The organism is Flavobacterium flavipigmentatum (assembly GCF_020911905.1).
GTDB lineage: Bacteria > Bacteroidota > Bacteroidia > Flavobacteriales > Flavobacteriaceae > Flavobacterium > Flavobacterium flavipigmentatum.
Genome location: NZ_CP087133.1, coordinates 1714180 through 1734860, shown reverse-complemented (window position 1 = coordinate 1734860; position 20681 = coordinate 1714180). Strand labels below are relative to the sequence as shown.

Here is a 20681-nt window from a genome sequence, read left to right as displayed (position 1 = left end):
AAGAATGAAAATTTTATGGCTTTTTATTATCAAAATTTTAACTAGAAATCATGCATTTTTTGGTAAATTCAAATTGGTTTTTGAATTAACCCTAAAGTGCTACATAATTTCAAACAAGAAATTAGTTTTTAAAACCCAATTGTTTATTTTTACCGACTAATATTTTTTTTATGTCTACTCAAAAACGTCTTTTTCTTCTTGATGCCTACGCCTTAATTTTTCGTGGTTATTATGCTTTTATAAAAAACCCAAGAATCAATTCTAAAGGAATGGATACCTCTGCGATTATGGGTTTCATGAATTCGCTTTTAGATGTTATTAAACGCGAAAGACCGGATCACTTGGCAGTAGCCTTCGACAAAGGCGGAAGTCAATTACGTAACGAAATATTTCCCGAATACAAGGCCAACCGCGACGAAACGCCCGAAGCCATAAAAATTGCGGTTCCTTATATATGCGAATTGCTAAAAGCAATGCACATTCCGATTATAGAAGTAGCAGGTTTTGAAGCTGATGACTTAATTGGAACGATTGCCAAACAAGCAGAAAAAGAAAATTACCAAGTTTTTATGGTAACTCCAGATAAGGATTTTGCACAATTGGTTTCTGAAAATATCTTCATGTACAAACCTGCCCGAATGGGGAACGGCATCGAAATTTGGGGTGTACCCGAAGTGCTGGCAAAATTTGAAATCGAAAGACCTGAACAAGTGATCGATTTTCTTGGCATGATGGGTGATGCCGCCGATAACATTCCGGGACTTCCTGGTGTGGGGGAAGTAACAGCAAAAAAATTACTCAAAGAGTTTGGCTCTATGGAAAACCTTCTAGCAAATACCGATAAGCTGAAAGGAAAAATGAAAGAAAATATCGAGGCCAATAAAGAAAAAGGGATTCTTTCTAAAACGCTCGCCACTATCCTATTAGACTGTCCAGTAACTTTTAACGAAACTGACTACGAATTAACACGTCCTGATATCGAGAAAACCGATGCCCTTTTTAATGAATTAGAGTTTAGAAGGATGGCCGAACAATTTGATAATCTATTCAACCCGGACAAAGTACCAACTGCAAGTACAACAGGAACTGCTGATGCCAAATTGTACAAAAAACCACAACCTAAAAACGAAGATCAATTTGACCTTTTTGGAGGAGGAACTGCCGATGAAAACACTGAAGATGCCCGAACTTCGTTTTACAATACATTAGACAACACACCACACTCCTATCAGGCTGTAGAAGGTGACTTAGGTATAAAATTGCTGCTGCAAAATTTACAAAAACAAACCTCTGTTTGCTTTGATACCGAAACGACCGGCTTAGATGCTTTGCACGCTGAATTGGTTGGGATCTCTTTCTCTTATGAAAAAGGAAAAGGATATTATGTTCCGTTTCCGGAAAGTCAGGAAGAAGCTCAGGTTTTGATCAACAAATTTCTTCCGTTTTTTGAGAATGAAAACATCGAAAAAGTGGGTCAGAATCTAAAGTATGATTTGAAAATTCTTTCTAATTATGGTGTTACCGTAAAAGGAAAACTTTTTGACACCATGATTGCGCATTATTTGATCAATCCGGATATGCGTCATAATATGGATATTTTAGCAGAAACATATTTGAAATATTCTCCTAAATCTATTGAAACTTTAATTGGAAAAAAAGGTAAAAACCAAATGACGATGCGTGACGTTGCATTAGAAGAAATCAAAGAATATGCCGCCGAAGACGCTGATGTAACACTACAATTAAAAGAAATTTTTACCACAGAATTAGACAAAACCGAGACTAAAAAACTATTTGATGAAATCGAAATTCCGCTGGTAAGTGTTTTGGCCGACATGGAAACTGAGGGAATCAGACTAGATGTTGACTTCTTAAAACAGATGTCAACAGAAATTGTTGTCGAGATTAAATCTTTAGAACAAAAAATATACGAAACCGCTGGTGAGAAATTTAATTTGGCATCTCCGAAACAATTGGGAGACATTTTATTTGACAAACTAAAAATTGGTGGAGCAAAGCAAAAGAAAACCAAAACTGGCCAATATGCTACTGGGGAAGAAGTTTTATCGTATTTAGCCAACGACCACCCAATAGTAAAAGAAATTCTCGATTGGCGTCAAATGGTAAAATTGCAGAGCACTTATATTTTGGCTTTGCCAGAACAAGTAGACAAAAAAACATTGCGCGTTCACACCGATTACATGCAGACTGTAGCCGCAACAGGTCGTTTGAGCTCAAATAATCCGAACTTGCAAAATATTCCGATTCGTACCGAAAGAGGCCGTCAGATTCGTAAAGCTTTTGTAGCTCGCGATGAAAACCATACCTTAATTTCTGCGGATTACTCACAAATAGAATTAAGAATTATTGCCGCTTTAAGCGGAGAAGAAAATATGATTGCCGCCTTCAAAAACGGAGAAGACATTCACAAAGCTACGGCTGCAAAAGTTTTTGATGTTCCTTTGGAAGAAGTTTCTAGAGAACAAAGAAGCAATGCAAAAACAGTCAATTTTGGAATTATATACGGTGTTTCTGCTTTTGGATTGAGCAACCAAACCTCGATGTCACGCAGTGAAAGTGCCGCTTTGATCGAGGCATATTACAAAACGTATCCGAGATTGAAATCGTACATTCAGGAACAAATTGAGTTTGCGCGCGAAAAAGGATATGTGCACACCATTTTGGGTCGTCGACGTTATTTGAAAGATATCAACTCGGCAAATGCTGTAGTGAGAAGTGCTGCTGAACGTAATGCTGTAAATGCTCCGATTCAAGGAAGTGCTGCTGATGTTATTAAAATTGCGATGATCAACATTCATAAAAAATTAAAAGAAGAAAACTGGAAGTCTAAAATGTTGCTTCAGGTTCATGATGAGCTTGTATTTGATGTACACAACGACGAATTAGAAAAAATTCAGCCCATGATCAAACACGAAATGGAAAATGCTTTTATGATGAGCGTTCCTCTGGATGTTGAACTTGGTTTGGGTAAAGATTGGTTGGAAGCGCATTAAGCAATTTTAGATTTTAGATTTGTCGATACTAAAAAATAAAAAAACCTCGAAGTAAAATTTCGAGGTTTTTTTTAGATTTTTATTTTTTACGAGTTGATTCTCGTTCTTTCAGTTTTGTTTTGATGACGATGGTTTCGTAATTCGAAGTTTCATCTTCTGATTCTTCCAATCTTTCGATTAATTTTTTGGCAGCCACTTCTCCAATTTCAATTCCGTGTTGACTTACGGTTGTTAAACTGGGAGACAAACGTCTTGAAGCTAAAATTCCATCCGCAAAACCAATAATAGAAATATCTTCGGGTACTTTAAATCCTTTTTTCAAACTCATTCGCAATGCAGCAACTGAGTCATTTTCCTCCAAAGCAAAAATTCCATCAATTTTATGATCAAAAATGGCGTCAATTTTACTTTTCATATCTTCCTCAGAATCCGTACGGATGATGATGTTGTCGTTTACCGGAATGCTATTATCTTTAAGTGCTTTCAAATAGCCATCGGCTCTCAGTTTTCCAACACTCAAATTATCAACAGAAGAAATTAAGGCAATATTTTTACAACCTAAATCAATTAAATGCTGCGTAGAGTTAAGTGCCGAATCAAAATCATCCACAACTACTTTATCACATTCTACTTCGTCAGCAATACGATCAAACATTACAATTGGCGTTCCGTCATTGATAATGGCCGAAAAATGGCTGTAATCCTGAAGCTTCTGTGCCTCTTCTGAAACCGAAAGAATAAATCCGTCAATGGTTCCGTTGCTTAACATTTCGAGTGTATGAATTTCTTTTTCTAAAGATTCATTCGAAATACAAGTGATAACATTGTATCCTTTTTTGTCGGCTACTTTTTCGATACCGCTAAAAACCTTCGCAAAAAATGAGTTTAATATATTAGGTATAATAACTCCAATCGTTTTGGTTTTACGATTTTTTAAATTCAGACCAATAACATTCGGCTTATAATTTTTGAGTTTAGCATACTCCTTAATCTTCACCTTTGTTTGCTCACTAATTTCTGGGCTATCATTCAATGCCTTAGACACCGTAGATACAGAAACGTTAAGTTCCTTCGCAATTTGCTTTAGAGTTGCTTTTGCTTTCATTTAAAAATATTTTTTATCTAATTAATACAAATATAGTAGAATTAGTGATAATAAAACAAAAATGTAGCGCAGGTAGTCGAAAACGTTTTCATAATTTTGAAAGTTACCCTACACTGAATTGTTTTCTAAAATCTATATTACTAAATAACTAAACGTACTTTGCTTTATTGTGAAGGTAATTTTTTTTATTGTTTTAAATAAAAAACTGATGTGCTGATTTTCAGCTTATAAAATAATCTTTAAGGTATTTGGTTTTAAAATAATTAATTGTACTTTTGCATCCCCTTTATTGGGGATGGAATGTTTAATTAAAATAATATTATGGACGCATTAAGCTACAAGACAATTTCAGCTAGCAAAGCCACTGTAACGAAAGAGTGGATCGTTGTAGACGCTGAAGGTCATAACTTAGGTCGTCTTGCTTCAAAGGTTGCAATGATCTTAAGAGGTAAGTACAAACCAAGTTACACACCGCACGTTGACTGTGGAGATAACGTAATTGTTATCAACTCAGAAAAAATTAACCTTACAGGTACAAAAATGAATGACAAAATTTACATGCGTCATACAGGTTACCCAGGAGGACAAAGAACTTTAACTGCTAAAGTATTGCAATCTAAAAACCCTGCATTATTAGTAGAAAAAGCTGTAAAAGGAATGTTACCTAAAAACAAATTAGGAGCTGAACTTTTTAGAAATCTAAATGTTGTTGTAGGAGCTGAGCACAAACAAGGCGCTCAAAAACCTAGAACTGTTAACCTAAACGATCTTAAGTAATGGGAGTTATTCACAAAATCGGTAGAAGAAAAACCGCTGTTGCACGTGTATATGTTTCTGAAGGAACAGGAAAAATCACTGTAAACAAAAAAGAATTCGCAACTTACTTTCCAACTGCAACTTTACAATACAAAGTTTTACAACCAATGTCTATGACAGAAAATGTAAACAACTTTGATGTAAAAGTAAACGTTTACGGAGGTGGTTCAACTGGTCAGGCAGAAGCTGTAAGAATGGCATTGGCACGCGTTATGTGTGAAGTAAATGCTGAAAACAGAGCAATCCTTAAACCAGAAGGTTTATTAACAAGAGATCCAAGAATGGTTGAGCGTAAGAAATTCGGTCAGAAGAAAGCTCGTAAGAGATTCCAATTCTCTAAACGTTAATATTACCTGTCTTGTGCGTATGGTACAAGACATCATCAATTTATTGAAATTAAAAAACACAGTTGTTGTTGCTCTCCTACCGAGGTAGGAAATAGTTTAGCATCTAAATGTATAAAGCCTGGGAAACCGCCATTTATACATTGCTAATCAACAGAACGTAAACTAGTACAAAAATGGCAAACAAAATAGAAGTAAAAGACTTACTAGAAGCAGGTGTTCACTTTGGACACATGACTAGAAAATGGGATCCAAATATGGCCCCTTACATTTATATGGAGCGTAATGGTATTCACATTATCAATCTATATAAAACTGCAGCAAAAATTGAAGAAGCTAATGAAGCTTTGAAAAAAATCGCTGCATCAGGTAGAAAAATCTTATTCGTAGCTACCAAAAAACAAGCGAAAGACATCGTTGCTGAAAAAGCAAAAGCTGCAAACATGCCTTACATCACTGAAAGATGGCCTGGTGGAATGCTAACTAACTTTGTAACTATCAGAAAAGCCGTTAAAAAAATGTCTTCTATTGATAAAATGAAGAAAGATGGTACTTTCATGACGTTATCTAAAAAAGAGCGTTTGCAAGTTGATCGTCTACGTGCTAAATTAGAGAAAAACTTAGGTTCAATCGCTGACATGTCTAGACTACCAGCTGCATTGTTCGTAGTAGATATCAAAGCTGAACATATCGCAATAAAAGAAGCACAAAAATTAAACATTCCAGTTTTCGCAATGGTTGATACGAATTCTGACCCAAGAGAGGTTGATTACGTTATTCCTGCAAATGATGATGCTTCTAAATCAATTGACAAAATTTTATCTTTAGTTACTGCTGCTGTAATCGACGGTCTTTCTGACAGAGGTTCTGACAAAGAAACTGAAGTATTTACAGAAGAAGCTGCTGCTGAAGCTGCTCCTGCTGTAGAGGCTACACCAGCTGCTGAAGCTGCTGCTGCTCCTGCAACTGAAGAATAAATAAATAATTTAAATTCCAAATTTTAAATTCCAAAATCCAAGAATAATTAAAAACATAATGTTGATAATTTATTAAAATTGGAGTTTGGGATTTAAGAGTTGGAATTTTTACTTTTAACATTAAAATTCAAAATATTATGGCAACAATTACTGCTGCAGACGTAAATAAATTAAGACAAACTACAGGTGCCGGAATGATGGACTGTAAAAAAGCTTTAGTTGAAGCTGAAGGAGATTTCGATAAAGCTATACAAGTCCTTAGAGAAAAAGGCCAAAAAGTTGCTGCTAACCGTTCTGACCGTGAGTCTTCTGAAGGAGCTGCTGTTTCTTTTATCAATGCTGACAATACTAAAGGAGCTATCATCACTTTAAACTGCGAAACTGATTTCGTAGGTAAAAATGAGGCTTTCGTAACTTTAGCTAAAGAATTAGTAGAAAAAGCTATCAATTTCTCTTCTAAAGAAGAATTCTTAGCGTCAGATTTCAACGGAATTACTGTTGCTGAAAAATTGATCGAGCAAACTGGTGTTATCGGTGAAAAAATCGAAATCGGTGGTTTTGAAATTTTAGAGGGTGCTTTTGTTGGATCTTATGTTCACGTTAACAAAATTGCTGCATTAACTGCAATTTCTGCTGCAATTCCTAACGCTGACGTTTTAACTAAAGATGTTTCTATGCAAGTTGCTTCTATGGGAGCTGATACATTATCTTACAAAGATTTTGATCCTGCTTTCGTTGAATCTGAACTTGCTGCTCGTATTGCTGTAATCGAAAAGGATAATGAAGAAGCAAAACGTTTAGGAAAAACTTTAAAAAATGTTCCTAAATACATTTCTTTCTCTCAATTGACTGAAGAAGTTTTAAAACAAGCTGAAGAGGATGCTAAAGCTGAATTAAAAGCGGAAGGTAAACCAGAACAAATTTGGGATAAAATTATTCCAGGAAAAGTGCAACGTTTCATCTCTGATAATACTACTTTAGACCAAGAGAAAGCTTTATTAGATCAAAACTTTATCAAAGATGATAGTAAAAAAGTTGGTGATTATGTTAAAGGATTCAACGTTGAAATTTCAGGTTTCAAAAGAGTTACTTTAGGTTAATATATTATTTCAATATAAAAAGCCCGAATATTTATTTATTCGGGCTTTTTTATTTCCAGTAGTACTGCTTTTATTTTTTTATCGGAAAATTTCTAGCACGCATTAACGCATCAGATTTAGGAGCTCTTCCTCTAAAATTTTCATACGCTTTTTCCTGATCGATAGTATTACCTACACTAAAAACAGTTTCATACAAACGTTTTGCTATCTCTTTATCATAAGGGCCTTTTCCTTCTGTAAAAGCTTCATAGGCATCTGCATTGATCACATCTGCCCATAAGTAACTGTAATAACCTGCCGCATAACCATCACTTGAGAAAATGTGCCCAAATTGAGGAATTCTGTGACGCATTACAATTTCTGATGGCATGTGTAATTTATCTAAAGTCTTTTTTTCAAATTTATGCGGATCAATAGTCTCCGTTGTCAAATGCAATTTCATATCAATTAAAGAACTTGAAATTGTTTCTACAGTAGCAAAACCTTCTCCAAAATTACCCGCTCTTTCTATTCTTTCTACCAAGGTTTTTGGCAATGGCTCGTTTGTTTTATAATGCAAAGCAAATTTATTTAGAACCTCTGGAGTCGCTAACCAATGCTCCAACAACTGTGATGGAAACTCTACATAATCTCTTGCAACAGCCGTTCCTGCCAAAGTAGGATAGGTAACATTTGAACACAAACCGTGAAGCGCGTGACCAAACTCGTGAAACAAAGTCGAGGCATCTTCCCAAGAAATTAAAATAGGCTCATTATCTGCTCCTTTGATAAAATTACAGTTATTAGACACAATTGTAAGTACATCTCCATCTAATTTTTGTTGCTCTCTGTACGAATTCATCCAAGCGCCAGAACGTTTTCCTGCACGTGCATAAGGATCAAAATACCAAAGACCAACCAGCTTTCCAGTTACTTTATTACTTACTTCCCAAACACGTACATCAGGATGATAAACCGGAACATTCGTAATTTGTTTGAAATTTAAATCAAACAATTCGCCAGCAACCCAAAACATTCCCTCACGCAGTTTTTCCAGCTGCAAATATTGTTTTACTTCATTCTGATCTAAGTCGTATTTTGCTTTTCTAACTTTTTCAGCATAATAACGGTAATCCCAAGGCTCAATTTTAAATTTTCCTCCTTCGGCATCTACTATTTTTTGCATTTCTTCAACATCTTCCTTCACTTTTGCAACTGCCGGTTCCCAAACAGACTCCATTAAATCTAATGTCTTTTGTGGATCTTTTGCCATTTTATTAGATAAATTCCAATGTGCAAATGTAGGGAAACCAAGTAATTTTGCTTTCTCCTGACGCAATTGTAAAATCTTTACCAACGTTGCATTATTATCATTTGCGTTACCGTTATCGCCGCGTTTTACAAAAATATCAAAAGCTTTTTCTCTTAAATCTCTACGGGTAGAAAAGGTTAAAAATGGCTCAATAGACGAACGCGTGTTGGCCACACAACCTAAAACATCCAATTTTCTGGTTTTTGCTTCGGCGATCGCGGCATTTTTTACTTCGTTTGGCAATCCTGCAAAATCTGCTTCTGTTGTTAACGCAACATATTGGTTATGCTCTTCGGCTAATAAATTTTGACTGAATTTGGTAAATAGAGAAGCCAATTCCTGATTAATGGCACTTACTTTCGACTTTGTAGCATCATCTAATTTTGCTCCTTCACGAACCAAACGCGTATAATACAACCAAATTAAACGTTGTTGCTCGCTGGTTAGTTTTTTGCTTTCTTTAGCATTATACAAAGTTTCAATTCGGGCAAAAAGCTTTCTGTTTTGATTGATTTTATCATTAAAAGCAGACAATTTCGGAGACATCTCAGTGTCGATTTTATTAAATTCTGGACTGCTCAAATTGGATCTGTAAATACCATAAACTGTAAAAATTTTCGAAATCGTTTTACCTGAAAGCTCAAGCGCAGCAATGGTATTATCAAAAGTTGGTGTTTTCGAATTATTGGCAATCGCATCTATTTCGCTTAATTTCTCCTGAATCGCAAACTCAATCGCTGGTTTAAAATCCGAAATTTTATAGGCGTCAAAAGCAGGAACACCGCCATAAGGACCTTCCCATTTTTTGAGCAAAGGGTTATCTGCATTGGTTTGCGCATTTGCCGCAAAAATTGTTGTGCTCATGATAAAAATCGTTATTAATTTCTTCATATTAGTAATTTGATTTAATGATCAATTAAATTTGTTATTCTGTAAAAGTAACCAAAAAAGACAAATTTAACCCTACTACGATTTGCATAAAAAGCAACAAAAGCTCCAATTTTACATCATTTAAATCTAATTTACTATTCTTAAGAAAATCCTTTATAATAAATTTAGAAAAACTAAAAATCCTCAACGGATTGATTAATTTCTATTCTATATTTGTTTATCCAATCCAAAAACCTAATCCTTTGAAAAAATTACTTTTTATATTGTTTTTTATAACTTCCTTTTTGCAAGCACAAGACAATAGTTTATTTTGGGAAATATCCGGAAATGGCCTAGCCAAAAATTCCTACTTATATGGCACAATGCACGTTAGTGAGAAAGTCTCTTTTCACTTATCCGATTTGTTTTTTAAAAATCTCTTAGCCTCAGATATTGTCGCAAATGAGAGCAATCCCGAGACCTGGAGTGACTTGAATGATTTAATGAAAAACAATTACGATAACACGTATTTAAATTACAAAAATAATAGCCAATACTCAGATTTCTATCTGTTCCCTACTGATAAAGAAACGATTAAAACAATATTTGTAAATGACAATAGTTTTTTTAGAAATATGCTTTCGGGTGTTGAAGGTGATCAAGCCGATTTTCAGGAAAACACGGTTTTGGACATGTTTATCTACCAAACAGGAAGAAAATATAAAAAAAGAATAACTGGCCTTGAAGATGCAAAAGAATCGATGCTTTCGTTACTTCAAATAATGGATGATGGTGCAAAACCGAAAGAGGAGAATCGTCTTCTTTTGATGAAAATCGTCAAAAACAGAAATCCAACCGAGGTCATGAAAGAATTTTACAGAGAAAAAGACATCGTGATGCTGGACTCCATTTATAAATTGATGTTTTCAAAAAAAGCACATGATTTATTAATTGTCAATCGCAATAAAATAATGACCAAAAGTATTGATTCTATTGCAAAAACGGGTAGTTTGTTCTCTGCCGTAGGCGCAGCGCACTTAGCGGGAAAAGAAGGCATAATAGAATTGCTGAGACAAAAAGGATACACTGTAAAACCTTTGATTGATGTATTTACAGAGAAAGGAAAAAACCAAAAAAAAGACATCGAGGCCTATTTTCCTAATCCTAATTTTGTCACTGCAAGCACCAGCGATGGAATGATAACGCTTCCGTTGTACAAAAAAACCATTGAAGAAAATCAAAACGTAGGATCGCCTGATTTTACCAATGGCGGGGCGATCAATATCAAAAGAATTCCTCTCAATCAATTTCTAAAAAAAGATAATGAAGTTTATAAAGCGACATCGCTGGACAGCCTGTTTTTTGAAAAAATTGCAGGTGACATTATTCAGAAGAAATATTTTGAACAAGAGAATTTCTCGGGTTACGACATTAAAAACATCACAAAAACCGGCAACAATCAACGTTCGAGATTTTACATAACGCCTTTAGAAATTATCTCGATTTCGATGACGGGTCCGACAAATTATGTGCGTCAATATGAAAGTGAAGTTTTCGAAAACATTAAAATAAAATCATTTAAAACAAATTGGGAAAAAATTAAACCCAAAAAAGGTGGGTTCGAAATAGAATTGCCAGCTTTTAATTTTGTTTCCGGAAATACTCCCGAAAAACCAAATGATATTGAAATGCAAGCGTACGACCATCAGGAAAAAGGATACTATTTTCTAACCGAAAAAACGGTAAACGACACCAATATTCTAGAAAATTCAGAATACGAGCACAAGCAAATTCATTATCAGTTTTATCTGCAACATGATATTGATTCTACACAGACAAAGCTTGATAAATACAAAAACTCGTATGCTTCTGCTTCAAAATTAGGCCAAAAAGAAATAAATCTTAAATCGTATATCGTAGGCAACAAATATTACCTGCTTGGCACTGTTAATGCTTCGAGCGCCAACTCGCAACGTTTTTTTAATTCATTTTCTGCAGCACCTTATCTGTATCAGTCAAAAACCAGAATACTTACTGATAGTCTGGCAGGTTTTAGTATTGAAATTCCCGAAAAACAAAATGAAAAACTTTTTTTAAACATTAAAAAAGACAAAATAACTTCTAAAAACACGTTTGAAGATTCCAGCAAGTTTTACTCTTTTGATTCTGAATCGAAAAAAACTGTGGATATGCAATATTATAAATACTCCAAGTACGAGAGCACCGTTAGCAATGATACTGTGTATGCCAGATTTAAAAAAACATTCCTAAATTTTAGAGACAATAGAGAAGAGGACTTTGATGATGAAGAGTTTAACGAAGACTATTCAGAAAACCAAAGCAACACTACTTCTCTATTAAACAGTACTTTATATTCTAAAAAAGGATTTTCAAAATCGTCATGGAATAAAAATTTACAAGATAAAAATAATGATTATGAATTTGTAAAAGAGACCACTTCGTTTGATAAGGACAAGAACATCTATACTTATGATGCTTTAGTCTCCAGACCAAACACTTCTCAATCTGTAAAGTATAAAATGATTTATCATGACAACTCTTATTATTTATTGAGCAGCCTAGTAGAAAAAAACAATCCTGATAAAGATACTTTTATAGAAAAAACATATCAAACATTGCGTTTGAAACAAACACAGAAAAAAGAGTTGACTGAAGATAAAGTATCACTTTTTATCGAAGATGCTAAAAGTGAAAAAGACACTATTCGCTACTCTGCACTTAAATCTGTTGGGGCATTAAAAATAGAAAAAAAGGATTTAGATCAAGTAACCAACTTTCTGAATACTTTTAATTTTAAAGACAACGAAACAGATGCTATCTCGACCTTACTTGAAAAAGTAGGCAGTATTGAAGATCCAAAAGTGATTCCGTTTCTGGATCGCTTTTACAAAAACGAAAACACCAAAACAACCGTAAGAATTAGTATTCTAAAAGCACTTTCTAAGCAAAAATCTAAAAACGGTTACAAAAAAATAAACGAATTACTTGATTTTGATTTACCACTTCCGGACAATCAGTATGAGATAACCGGTCTTTTTTACACCTTTCAAAATGATGCAACAAACAGTAAAGATTTGTTTCCCGATATTTTTCAATATTACAGCATTACAGAATACAATAAACCTATTTTAGATTTTACAAATGACTTATTAGAGAAAAACCTCATTCCAGCCAAGAAGCTAAATGCATTTAAGAAAATCATTTTGACCAACGCTAAATTAGAATACAAAAGGGTTTTAAGCTGGAACCAGAAAAAGAAAATAGATTCAGAAGATGGTGAAGATTCTACAGAAATGTATAACGATTATGAAGTGACAAATTCATTAGAAAACATCATCAATTATATTGATTTGCTTTCTAATTTTGGTAACAATGACAGTACTACAAAGGAATTATTTGATAAAATTAAAAAATTAGATATCCTTGAACTTAATGTCGAATTAATGCGACTCGGAATCATACAAAATACCGTGTCACAGCAGGAAATCAAAGTCTCTTTAGACAATCCTAAAACAAGATTCCTTACGATCAATTTGTTACTGAATGCAGGAAAAAGAGAGTTAATTCTTTTTTCTGATGATGAAATCGCAGAATCGGCAGTACTTAATTTTATCAATCCTGCACCCAAAGATTCTATTCAGTTGCTGCACAAAAAAATCGTTGAAAATAACGGAAAACAAATTACCTATTACTTTTATCAAATATCAAAAAAAGACAAAGATTCTGAAATCACTAAAAAACAATTGTCCGCCATCGCTTTTATTAACCAAAACAACAGGATTAATCCGCTGGCTTATGCTGCATTATCACTAAAAGAAATGATTGAGGAGGAAAGCTTGGAAGACGAATATCAGTTAATTATCAATCAATCTCTCAATGACCATCATCCGAGAGCGAGCTTTGTAAAAGTAAAAAACAATAAAGAAAACAATATCGATTTTGGATTTTAAAACTCCAGTAAGATTAATTAACTTTAACACTTAAAAATAATAAACAGATTATATGTTCAAAACCAAGAAAGAAATTGTTTTTGTAGTCCTTGCTGGTATCTTTATAACCAATGCTGTAGTGGCAGAACTCATTGGAGGAAAATTAATTCAGGTTGGCCCTTTTGTCATGAGTATCGGTATTTTGCCTTGGCCGGTTGTATTTCTAACTACCGATTTGATCAATGAATATTTTGGAGAAAAAGGAGTTAGAAAACTTTCTTTTATAACAGCGTGCCTGATTGCCTATGCTTTTGTCATTTTAATTATGGCGATGATAGTGCCCGCCGCAAAAGGAATTAGCCCGGTAAATGACGAACAATTTCAGGTCGTGTTTGGCCAAAGTATGTGGATCATTGTTGGTAGTATAATTGCATTTATGGTCTCTCAATTGATTGACGTCAGCGTTTTTTGGTTCTTTAAAAACAAAACAGGCGACAAAAAAATATGGCTGAGAACAACTGGTTCTACTGTAATTTCGCAACTTTTTGATTCGTTTATTGTTCTCGGAATTGCATTTTGGCTTCCGGGAAAAATAAATTTCGACACCTTTATATCCTCTGCATTGACAGGCTATGTTTTTAAACTTTCGGTGGCCGTTTTACTAACTCCGTTAATTTATGTCGGACATCATCTCATTAAAAAATATTTAGACGACAACAATTCGGATAAAGATTAAATTTGACTAGAAATGAATACCTGCAAAACCTCAAACCTAAACCATTTGAGGTTTTTTTATATATTTGAAATAAAAAAATGGAACTCAACCGATGTGGCTGGTGCTCAGCAAGCGATTTATACAAAAAATATCATGACGAAGAATGGGGTGTTCCTGTCTATGACGATGCTTCGCTATTTGAATTCCTAATTCTTGAAACTTTTCAAGCAGGCCTCAGCTGGATTACCATTTTAAACAAAAGAGAAAATTTTAGAAACGCTTTCGATTCTTTCGATTATAAAAAAATAGCACAATATCCTGAAGAAAAAATCGAATCTTTACTCGAAGACACCGGAATTATTCGCAACAAACTCAAAATAAGATCTGCTGTAACCAATGCTCAAGCTTTTATAAAAATACAGGAAGAATTTGGCAGTTTTTCCAATTACATCTGGAAATTTACCCATGGAAAACCGATCGACAATAAACCAAAAACGCTAAAAGACGTTCCCGCTACCACCGCCCTTTCTGATGAGATTAGCAAAGATTTAAAAAAAAGAGGCTTCAAATTTGTAGGGTCAACCGTCATTTACGCGCACATGCAAGCAACGGGAATGGTCAACGATCATGTCGAAGATTGCTGGACAAGAACACAATAAACATTCGTAATTTTCAGTTTTCCAAATCCTAAAACTGGATTTTTTTTTAACTTTCAAATATTTTTTACTTACATTTGTTTCACACTTTAGGGGTGTCTACAATTAGTAGGCTGAGATTTTACCCTCTGAACCTGATCTAGTTCATACTAGCGTAGGGAAAAGTAAGATGACTTCCGATCGCATTTTTGTGCGTAATTGTAGCCATTCCTAAGGTAAAGATTTATAATCATGAATCTTTAAATAAATTTAAAATTTATAAAGGAATGGAACTAAAAATCAACCACCAAATCAAACAATTCAGTGCCGAAACGCTCAGCGTGCAGTCATTGCTTGATCTCGAAATCCCCAACAAACAAACCGGAATCGCCGTCGCCATTAACAATACCGTTGTTCCAAAAATCAATTGGAACCAACATCTCGTACAAGAAACTGACGAAATACTCATTATTTCTGCCACGCAAGGAGGATAATTGGGCTGCTCGAGCGGGCTATCCGTTCCAAGTCCGCAGTCGTCAACCAAAAAAACACAGTCACAAAAAAGCTTCCGCCGGTCGCTTCTTTGCTCCTTGTTTTTATACGGTTTTCTCCTTTACGGGCTTTCCACTTCTATCCCTAGCAGAAAAAAATCAAATTTCACTATCAATTATAAAAAACACTTAAGAAACACCTAGAAAAAAGGCACCGCTGTCTGGCTCTAAAGAAAATCTAAGACTTTAAACAAAAAAACTTTAAACTTCCCTTTATGACTAACGAAGAACAAATATCCCGAACGCCTTTTTCAAACTCAAAAAAAATTTACGTAAACGGCGAAATTCATCCTATAAAAGTCGCTATGCGTGAAGTAGTCTTAAGCGACACCAAACTCTCCAACGGTGGTATCGAAAAAAATCCTCCCGTTACTATTTACGACACTTCTGGGCCTTACACCGATCCAAACATCACTATCGATATCCGAAAAGGACTTCCCCGCCTGCGCGAAGAATGGATTTTGAACAGAAACGATGTCGAAATTCTAGAAGAAATCAGCTCAGATTACGGGCAAACCCGCCTAAAAGATGAAAGCTTAAATCACCTTCGATTTGAATATTTACACCAACCCAAAAGAGCCAAAAAAGGAGCCAATGTAACACAATTGTATTACGCCAAAAAAGGTATCATAACTCCCGAAATGGAGTATATCGCTATTCGTGAAAATCAACGAATTGAGTTGTTAAACGAGCAAACTCCTGTTATGCAATGCCAGCACGCAGGCCATAGCTTTGGAGCTAATACGCCAAAAAGCAAAATCACTCCCGAATTTGTGCGCAGCGAAGTTGCTTGCGGAAGAGCTATTATTCCAAACAATATCAACCATCCGGAAAGCGAACCCATGATTATTGGGCGCAATTTTTTAGTAAAAATAAATGCTAATATTGGCAATAGTGCTGTGACTTCAAGCATCGAAGAAGAGGTAGAAAAAGCCGTTTGGGCCTGCCGATGGGGTGCCGACACGATTATGGATTTATCCACAGGAAAAAACATTCACGAAACCAGAGAATGGATTATCCGCAATTCCCCAGTACCCATCGGAACTGTACCCATTTACCAAGCCTTAGAAAAAGTAAAAGGAATTGCAGAAGATTTAACTTGGGAAATTTTTCGTGATACTTTAATCGAGCAAGCTGAACAGGGCGTCTCCTATTTTACTATTCATGCTGGCGTACTTTTACGCTACATCCATTTGACCGCCAATCGTGTCACAGGAATCGTTTCGCGCGGTGGTTCTATTATGGCAAAATGGTGTCTATTTCATCATAAAGAGAACTTTTTATATACGCATTTTGAGGAAATCTGCGAAATCATGAAACAATATGACGTTGCCTTTTCATTGGGCGATGGGCTTCGTCCGGGTTCTATCGCAGATGCCAATGATGCAGCACAATTTGCCGAATTAGAAACCTTGGGAGAATTGACAAAGATTGCCTGGAAACACGATGTTCAGGTATTTATAGAAGGCCCAGGTCACGTTCCGATGCACATGATAAAAGAAAATATGGACAAACAATTGGAGCATTGTCATGAAGCGCCTTTTTATACACTAGGCCCTTTAACGACTGACATTGCACCGGGTTACGACCACATCACTTCCGCCATTGGAGCCGCCATGATTGGCTGGTACGGCTGTGCGATGCTGTGTTATGTAACACCTAAAGAACATCTGGGTTTGCCCAACAAAAAAGATGTAAAAGATGGCGTAATTACGTATAAAATAGCAGCACACGCAGCCGATTTAGCCAAAGGCCATCCTGGAGCACAATATCGTGACAATGCGCTAAGCAAGGCTCGTTTTGAATTCCGTTGGGAAGATCAGTTTAATTTATCGTTAGATCCCGATACAGCAAGAGAATTTCATGACGAAACCCTTCCTGCTGATGGCGCCAAAGTTGCTCACTTTTGCTCGATGTGTGGTCCTAAATTTTGCTCTATGAAAATATCACAGGAAATTAGAGATGTGGCTGCCGCCGAAAAAGGCATGCAGGATAAATCTGCCGAGTTTATTGAGCAGGGCAAAGAAATCTATATCTAAGATGAGATGTTAACTGTAAAATGTGAGATGCAAACCATTTTACATTTCACATCTCACATTTTACAGTTAACATTTCACATTTTACAAGTAAAAAAATGATCGTAATTTCAAATCCAATAGCAATCGCCAACGAAATTAGTCTTATCCATTCTCTTTTTGAAGCAGGATTAGCATTATTTCATGTGCGCAAACCTGATTTTTCAGAGATTGAAATGGCGCAATTCGTTCATCAGATAAAAATGGATTATCGAAAGAATTTGGTTCTACACAGTCATCATGAATTAGCAGATGAGTTTGGAATCAATCGTATTCATTTTTCAGAAAGAGAGCGCAATAATGGTATTGGAAATAATTTTCAAAAAAAGATAATTTCGACATCAACACATGCTATCGAAGATTTTAATGCTTTGGATACTACTTTTGAATATGCTTTTTTAAGCCCTGTTTTTAAAAGTATTTCGAAAGAAAACTATCTACCTGAAATCGATCTTTTTGAAGCTCTGAAATTACGAACCAACTTTAAAACTAAAGTCATCGGTCTGGGCGGAATACAAGCTGATAACATTACCGAAACGCTTCAAAATGGTTTTGATGATATTGCGCTATTGGGAACTATCTGGAATAATGAAAACCTTTTAAAACAATTTGAAATATGTCAAAAAATCGTCCTCACGTGCTCTCCATAGCGGGTCTAGATCCTTCTGGCGGCGCAGGCATTTTGGCAGATGTCAAAACATTTGAGCAGCATCAGGTGACCGGTTTTGCCATATCGACCGCCAACACAATTCAGACTGAAAATCGCTTTTATGAAATTCTATGGACTGACTTAGATTTTGTAATTCGTTCGATCGAAACTTTATTTGGGAACTATAAAATTGAAGCTGTAAAAATTGGGATCATCCCTTCGTTGTCTTATCTCAACTCCATTGTTTCGACAATAAAACAGCTTTCACCAAACACAAAAATCGTATGGGATACTGTCTTAAAATCCTCTACTGAATTTGATTTTATTTCGATTAAAAACCAAGAATTATTAGAAGCCATTTTATCCAAAATAGATTTGATAACACCAAATTATAACGAAATAAGACAACTTTTTCCTGACTTCCTTTCGGGTAATTTTGAGGCAAAAAAAGATAGTACTACCCCAATTTTATTAAAAGGAGGACACAATGCTGAAGAAGTTGGAACCGATTATTTGTATCTAGAAAATCAAACCCATAAACTCCTGCCCTCTGCTACTATTTGTTACGAGAAGCACGGTTCAGGTTGTGTACTTTCTTCCGCTATCACAGCCAATTTAGCACTCGGTCAATCTGTTGAAAAAGCATGTAAAAACGCCAAAATTTATATCGAAAAATACTTAAGTTCTACTACAACTTTAATCGGATACCATTATGTACCCTAAATTACAATACATATCACAAGGAAAAAAAATCGAAGAACAATTGTATAATATTCATCAAGCATTGGATGCTGGATGCGATTGGATACAACTGCGATTTAAAAATCAAACCGAAAAAAACACTTTTGCTTTAGCAGAAGCTGTAAAATTTTTATGCGAAGAATATCTCGCCCATTTTATTGTTAACGACAACGTACATCTTACCCAACAAATTGCTGCTGATGGTGTTCATTTGGGTTTAACCGACATGAAAATTACAGAAGCACGAACTATTTTAGGAACCACCAAAATTATCGGCGCCACAGCCAACACCTTTGAAGATATTGTTTTTCAGACACAAAATGGTTGCGATTATATCGGTTTAGGGCCTTTTCAATTTACAGAAACCAAGGAAAAACTGAGTCCCGTTTTAGGAGTTGAAGGTTATGCTGCTATTTTGAATAAATTGAAAGCAGAAGATATCCAGATCCCTATTTATGCTATTGGTGGGATTACTTTTGAAAATATAGAATGCCTCATTAGCACTGGAATTCATGGTGTTGCCGTTTCCGGAATGATCACAAAAAGCTCTCAAAAAGAAAAACTGATTCAACAACTTAACGAAAAATTATATGCAAACATCATTGTTTAATATTGGAGACAAAACCTTAACCTCTCGCCTATTTTTAGGAACAGGAAAATTTGGTTCGAATAAAGAAATGGAAGAAGCCATTTTGGCATCCGGAAGTGAGTTGGTAACGGTGGCCCTAAAACGAATCGATCTTGAAACTGAAACAGATGTCATTTTATCACATTTGCAACATCCTAACATTCATTTATTACCAAACACTTCGGGAGCCAGAAATGCCAAAGAAGCTATTTTTGCGGCACAATTGGCTCGCGAAGCCCTCGAAACCAACTGGGTAAAACTGGAGATTCATCCTGACCCAAAATATTTGATGCCCGACCCTATAGAAACCCTAAAAGCCACAGAAGAACTGGCCAAACTTGGTTTTTTTGTCTTACCCTACATTCATGCAGACCCTGTTTTATGCAAACATTTAGAAAATGCCGGAACAACAGCAGTAATGCCATTGGGATCTCCTATTGGCAGTAATAAAGGTCTAAAAACATTAGATTTTTTAGAAATTATTATCGAACAAAGTAAAGTTCCTGTGATTGTAGATGCAGGAATTGGCGCTCCTTCTGATGCTGCAAAAGCAATGGAAATAGGTGCTGATGCCGTTTTGGTAAATACCGCCATTGCCATTGCTGGGAATCCAAAACTTATGGCAGAAGCGTTTAAAGAAGCCGTGATTGCTGGCAGAAAAGCATTTGAAGCTAAACTGGCCAATCAGCAAAATCAGGCTATCGCTTCTAGTCCATTGACGGCATTTTTGTATGAATAATGTTTTATGCAGATTTAGCAGATCTTTAAATTTATTGATAAAATTGTAAGAAAATTATTTAAATTTAGCCTTTGAAAATAAAAAAAGAATATGACAAAAAATGAAATATCCTATAAAATAAGAGGCTAAATTTTTAAAGTTTACAATGCTTTAGGTCCTGGACTATTAGAATCTATTTATGAAAGTGCTCTTTACTATCAATTAAAAAAAGATGGATTAAATGTCTATAAACAAGTTGAAATACCTGTAAAATATGATGATATCTTATTAGATATTACATTCAAATTAGATCTGGTAGTGGAAGATAAAGTAATTGTTGAATTAAAATCTGTAGAAGAACTGAAGTCTATACATTTCAAACAACTAACAACTTATTTAAAATTAACAAATAAAAAACTGGGATTACTGGTTAATTTCAATAGCCTAAATACTCTAGAAAATATTCATAGAATTGTAAATAAAATTTAATCTGCGCAATCTG

The 20681-nt window shown here is 35.1% G+C and carries 17 protein-coding genes and 1 riboswitch; of the genes, 15 read left to right on the top strand and 2 right to left on the bottom strand.

What is annotated here, in order from left to right; translation table 11 throughout:
• Positions 1–170 precede the first annotated feature (170 nt).
• A complete protein-coding gene (polA, locus tag LNP22_RS07845) occupies positions 171–3014 on the top strand; it encodes a DNA polymerase I (protein ID WP_229976052.1) in 2844 nt (947 codons plus the stop codon).
• A gap of 79 nt (positions 3015–3093) precedes the next feature.
• Here the strand turns inward: polA and LNP22_RS07840 are convergent, their stop codons facing one another.
• Positions 3094–4119, bottom strand: a complete 1026-nt coding sequence (locus tag LNP22_RS07840; RefSeq protein WP_229976051.1) for a LacI family DNA-binding transcriptional regulator — start codon at positions 4117–4119, stop codon at positions 3094–3096.
• 321 nt (positions 4120–4440) lie between these two features.
• Between LNP22_RS07840 and rplM the strand changes: the two genes are divergently transcribed.
• From rplM to tsf, 4 genes are all read left to right on the top strand, one after another.
• The gene (rplM, locus tag LNP22_RS07835; protein WP_229976050.1) at positions 4441–4896 is read left to right on the top strand and encodes a 50S ribosomal protein L13; all 456 of its coding nucleotides are present in this window, start codon (positions 4441–4443) and stop codon (positions 4894–4896) included.
• Positions 4896–5282, top strand: coding sequence for a 30S ribosomal protein S9 (gene rpsI / locus LNP22_RS07830; protein WP_007808909.1), 387 nt, complete (start codon positions 4896–4898; stop codon positions 5280–5282). The genes rplM and rpsI overlap by 1 nt, the downstream gene beginning before the upstream one ends.
• 173 nt (positions 5283–5455) lie before the next feature.
• Positions 5456–6256, top strand: a complete 801-nt coding sequence (gene rpsB / locus LNP22_RS07825; protein WP_229976049.1) for a 30S ribosomal protein S2 — start codon at positions 5456–5458, stop codon at positions 6254–6256.
• A gap of 137 nt (positions 6257–6393) precedes the next feature.
• On the top strand, positions 6394–7356 hold the full coding sequence (tsf, locus tag LNP22_RS07820; RefSeq protein WP_210664566.1) for a translation elongation factor Ts: 963 nt from the start codon (positions 6394–6396) through the stop codon (positions 7354–7356).
• A 70-nt stretch (positions 7357–7426) separates the two neighbouring features.
• Here tsf and LNP22_RS07815 read toward each other — a convergent pair whose 3' ends face one another.
• Positions 7427–9538, bottom strand: a complete 2112-nt coding sequence (locus LNP22_RS07815; protein ID WP_229976048.1) for a M3 family metallopeptidase — start codon at positions 9536–9538, stop codon at positions 7427–7429.
• Positions 9539–9780: 242 nt separating this feature from the next.
• Here LNP22_RS07815 and LNP22_RS07810 point away from each other — a divergent pair, with 242 nt between their 5' ends.
• From LNP22_RS07810 to LNP22_RS07765, 10 genes are all read left to right on the top strand, one after another.
• Positions 9781–13488 (top strand): TraB/GumN family protein, encoded by a 3708-nt coding sequence (locus LNP22_RS07810; RefSeq protein WP_229976047.1) that lies wholly within the window; start codon positions 9781–9783, stop codon positions 13486–13488.
• Between the two features lie 52 nt (positions 13489–13540).
• Positions 13541–14203, top strand: a complete 663-nt coding sequence (locus tag LNP22_RS07805; RefSeq protein ID WP_229976046.1) for a queuosine precursor transporter — start codon at positions 13541–13543, stop codon at positions 14201–14203.
• Between the two features lie 77 nt (positions 14204–14280).
• Positions 14281–14841: a DNA-3-methyladenine glycosylase I gene (locus LNP22_RS07800; protein WP_229976045.1), complete on the top strand. Its 561-nt coding sequence runs from the start codon at positions 14281–14283 to the stop codon at positions 14839–14841.
• Between the two features lie 78 nt (positions 14842–14919).
• Positions 14920–15016, top strand: a riboswitch (TPP riboswitch).
• Positions 15017–15104: 88 nt separating this feature from the next.
• Positions 15105–15311, top strand: a complete 207-nt coding sequence (thiS, locus tag LNP22_RS07795) for a sulfur carrier protein ThiS (RefSeq protein ID WP_229976044.1) — start codon at positions 15105–15107, stop codon at positions 15309–15311.
• A gap of 272 nt (positions 15312–15583) precedes the next feature.
• Positions 15584–17407 carry a phosphomethylpyrimidine synthase ThiC gene (thiC, locus tag LNP22_RS07790; protein ID WP_229976043.1) on the top strand — a complete coding sequence of 608 codons (1824 nt, stop codon included), beginning with the start codon at positions 15584–15586 and terminating at the stop codon, positions 17405–17407.
• Between the two features lie 95 nt (positions 17408–17502).
• Positions 17503–18093: a thiamine phosphate synthase gene (locus tag LNP22_RS07785; protein ID WP_229976042.1), complete on the top strand. Its 591-nt coding sequence runs from the start codon at positions 17503–17505 to the stop codon at positions 18091–18093.
• Positions 18060–18815, top strand: coding sequence for a hydroxymethylpyrimidine/phosphomethylpyrimidine kinase (locus LNP22_RS07780; RefSeq protein ID WP_229976041.1), 756 nt, complete (start codon positions 18060–18062; stop codon positions 18813–18815). The genes LNP22_RS07785 and LNP22_RS07780 overlap by 34 nt, the downstream gene beginning before the upstream one ends.
• On the top strand, positions 18805–19443 hold the full coding sequence (locus LNP22_RS07775) for a thiamine phosphate synthase (protein WP_229976040.1): 639 nt from the start codon (positions 18805–18807) through the stop codon (positions 19441–19443). Before LNP22_RS07780 ends, LNP22_RS07775 begins: the two co-directional genes overlap by 11 nt.
• Entirely contained in the window at positions 19424–20200 is a 777-nt protein-coding gene (locus tag LNP22_RS07770) for a thiazole synthase (RefSeq protein WP_305070153.1), read from the top strand. The genes LNP22_RS07775 and LNP22_RS07770 overlap by 20 nt, the downstream gene beginning before the upstream one ends.
• A gap of 129 nt (positions 20201–20329) precedes the next feature.
• Complete coding sequence (locus LNP22_RS07765; protein ID WP_229976365.1) at positions 20330–20668, top strand: GxxExxY protein; 339 nt, start codon at positions 20330–20332, stop codon at positions 20666–20668.
• Positions 20669–20681: the final 13 nt, after the last annotated feature.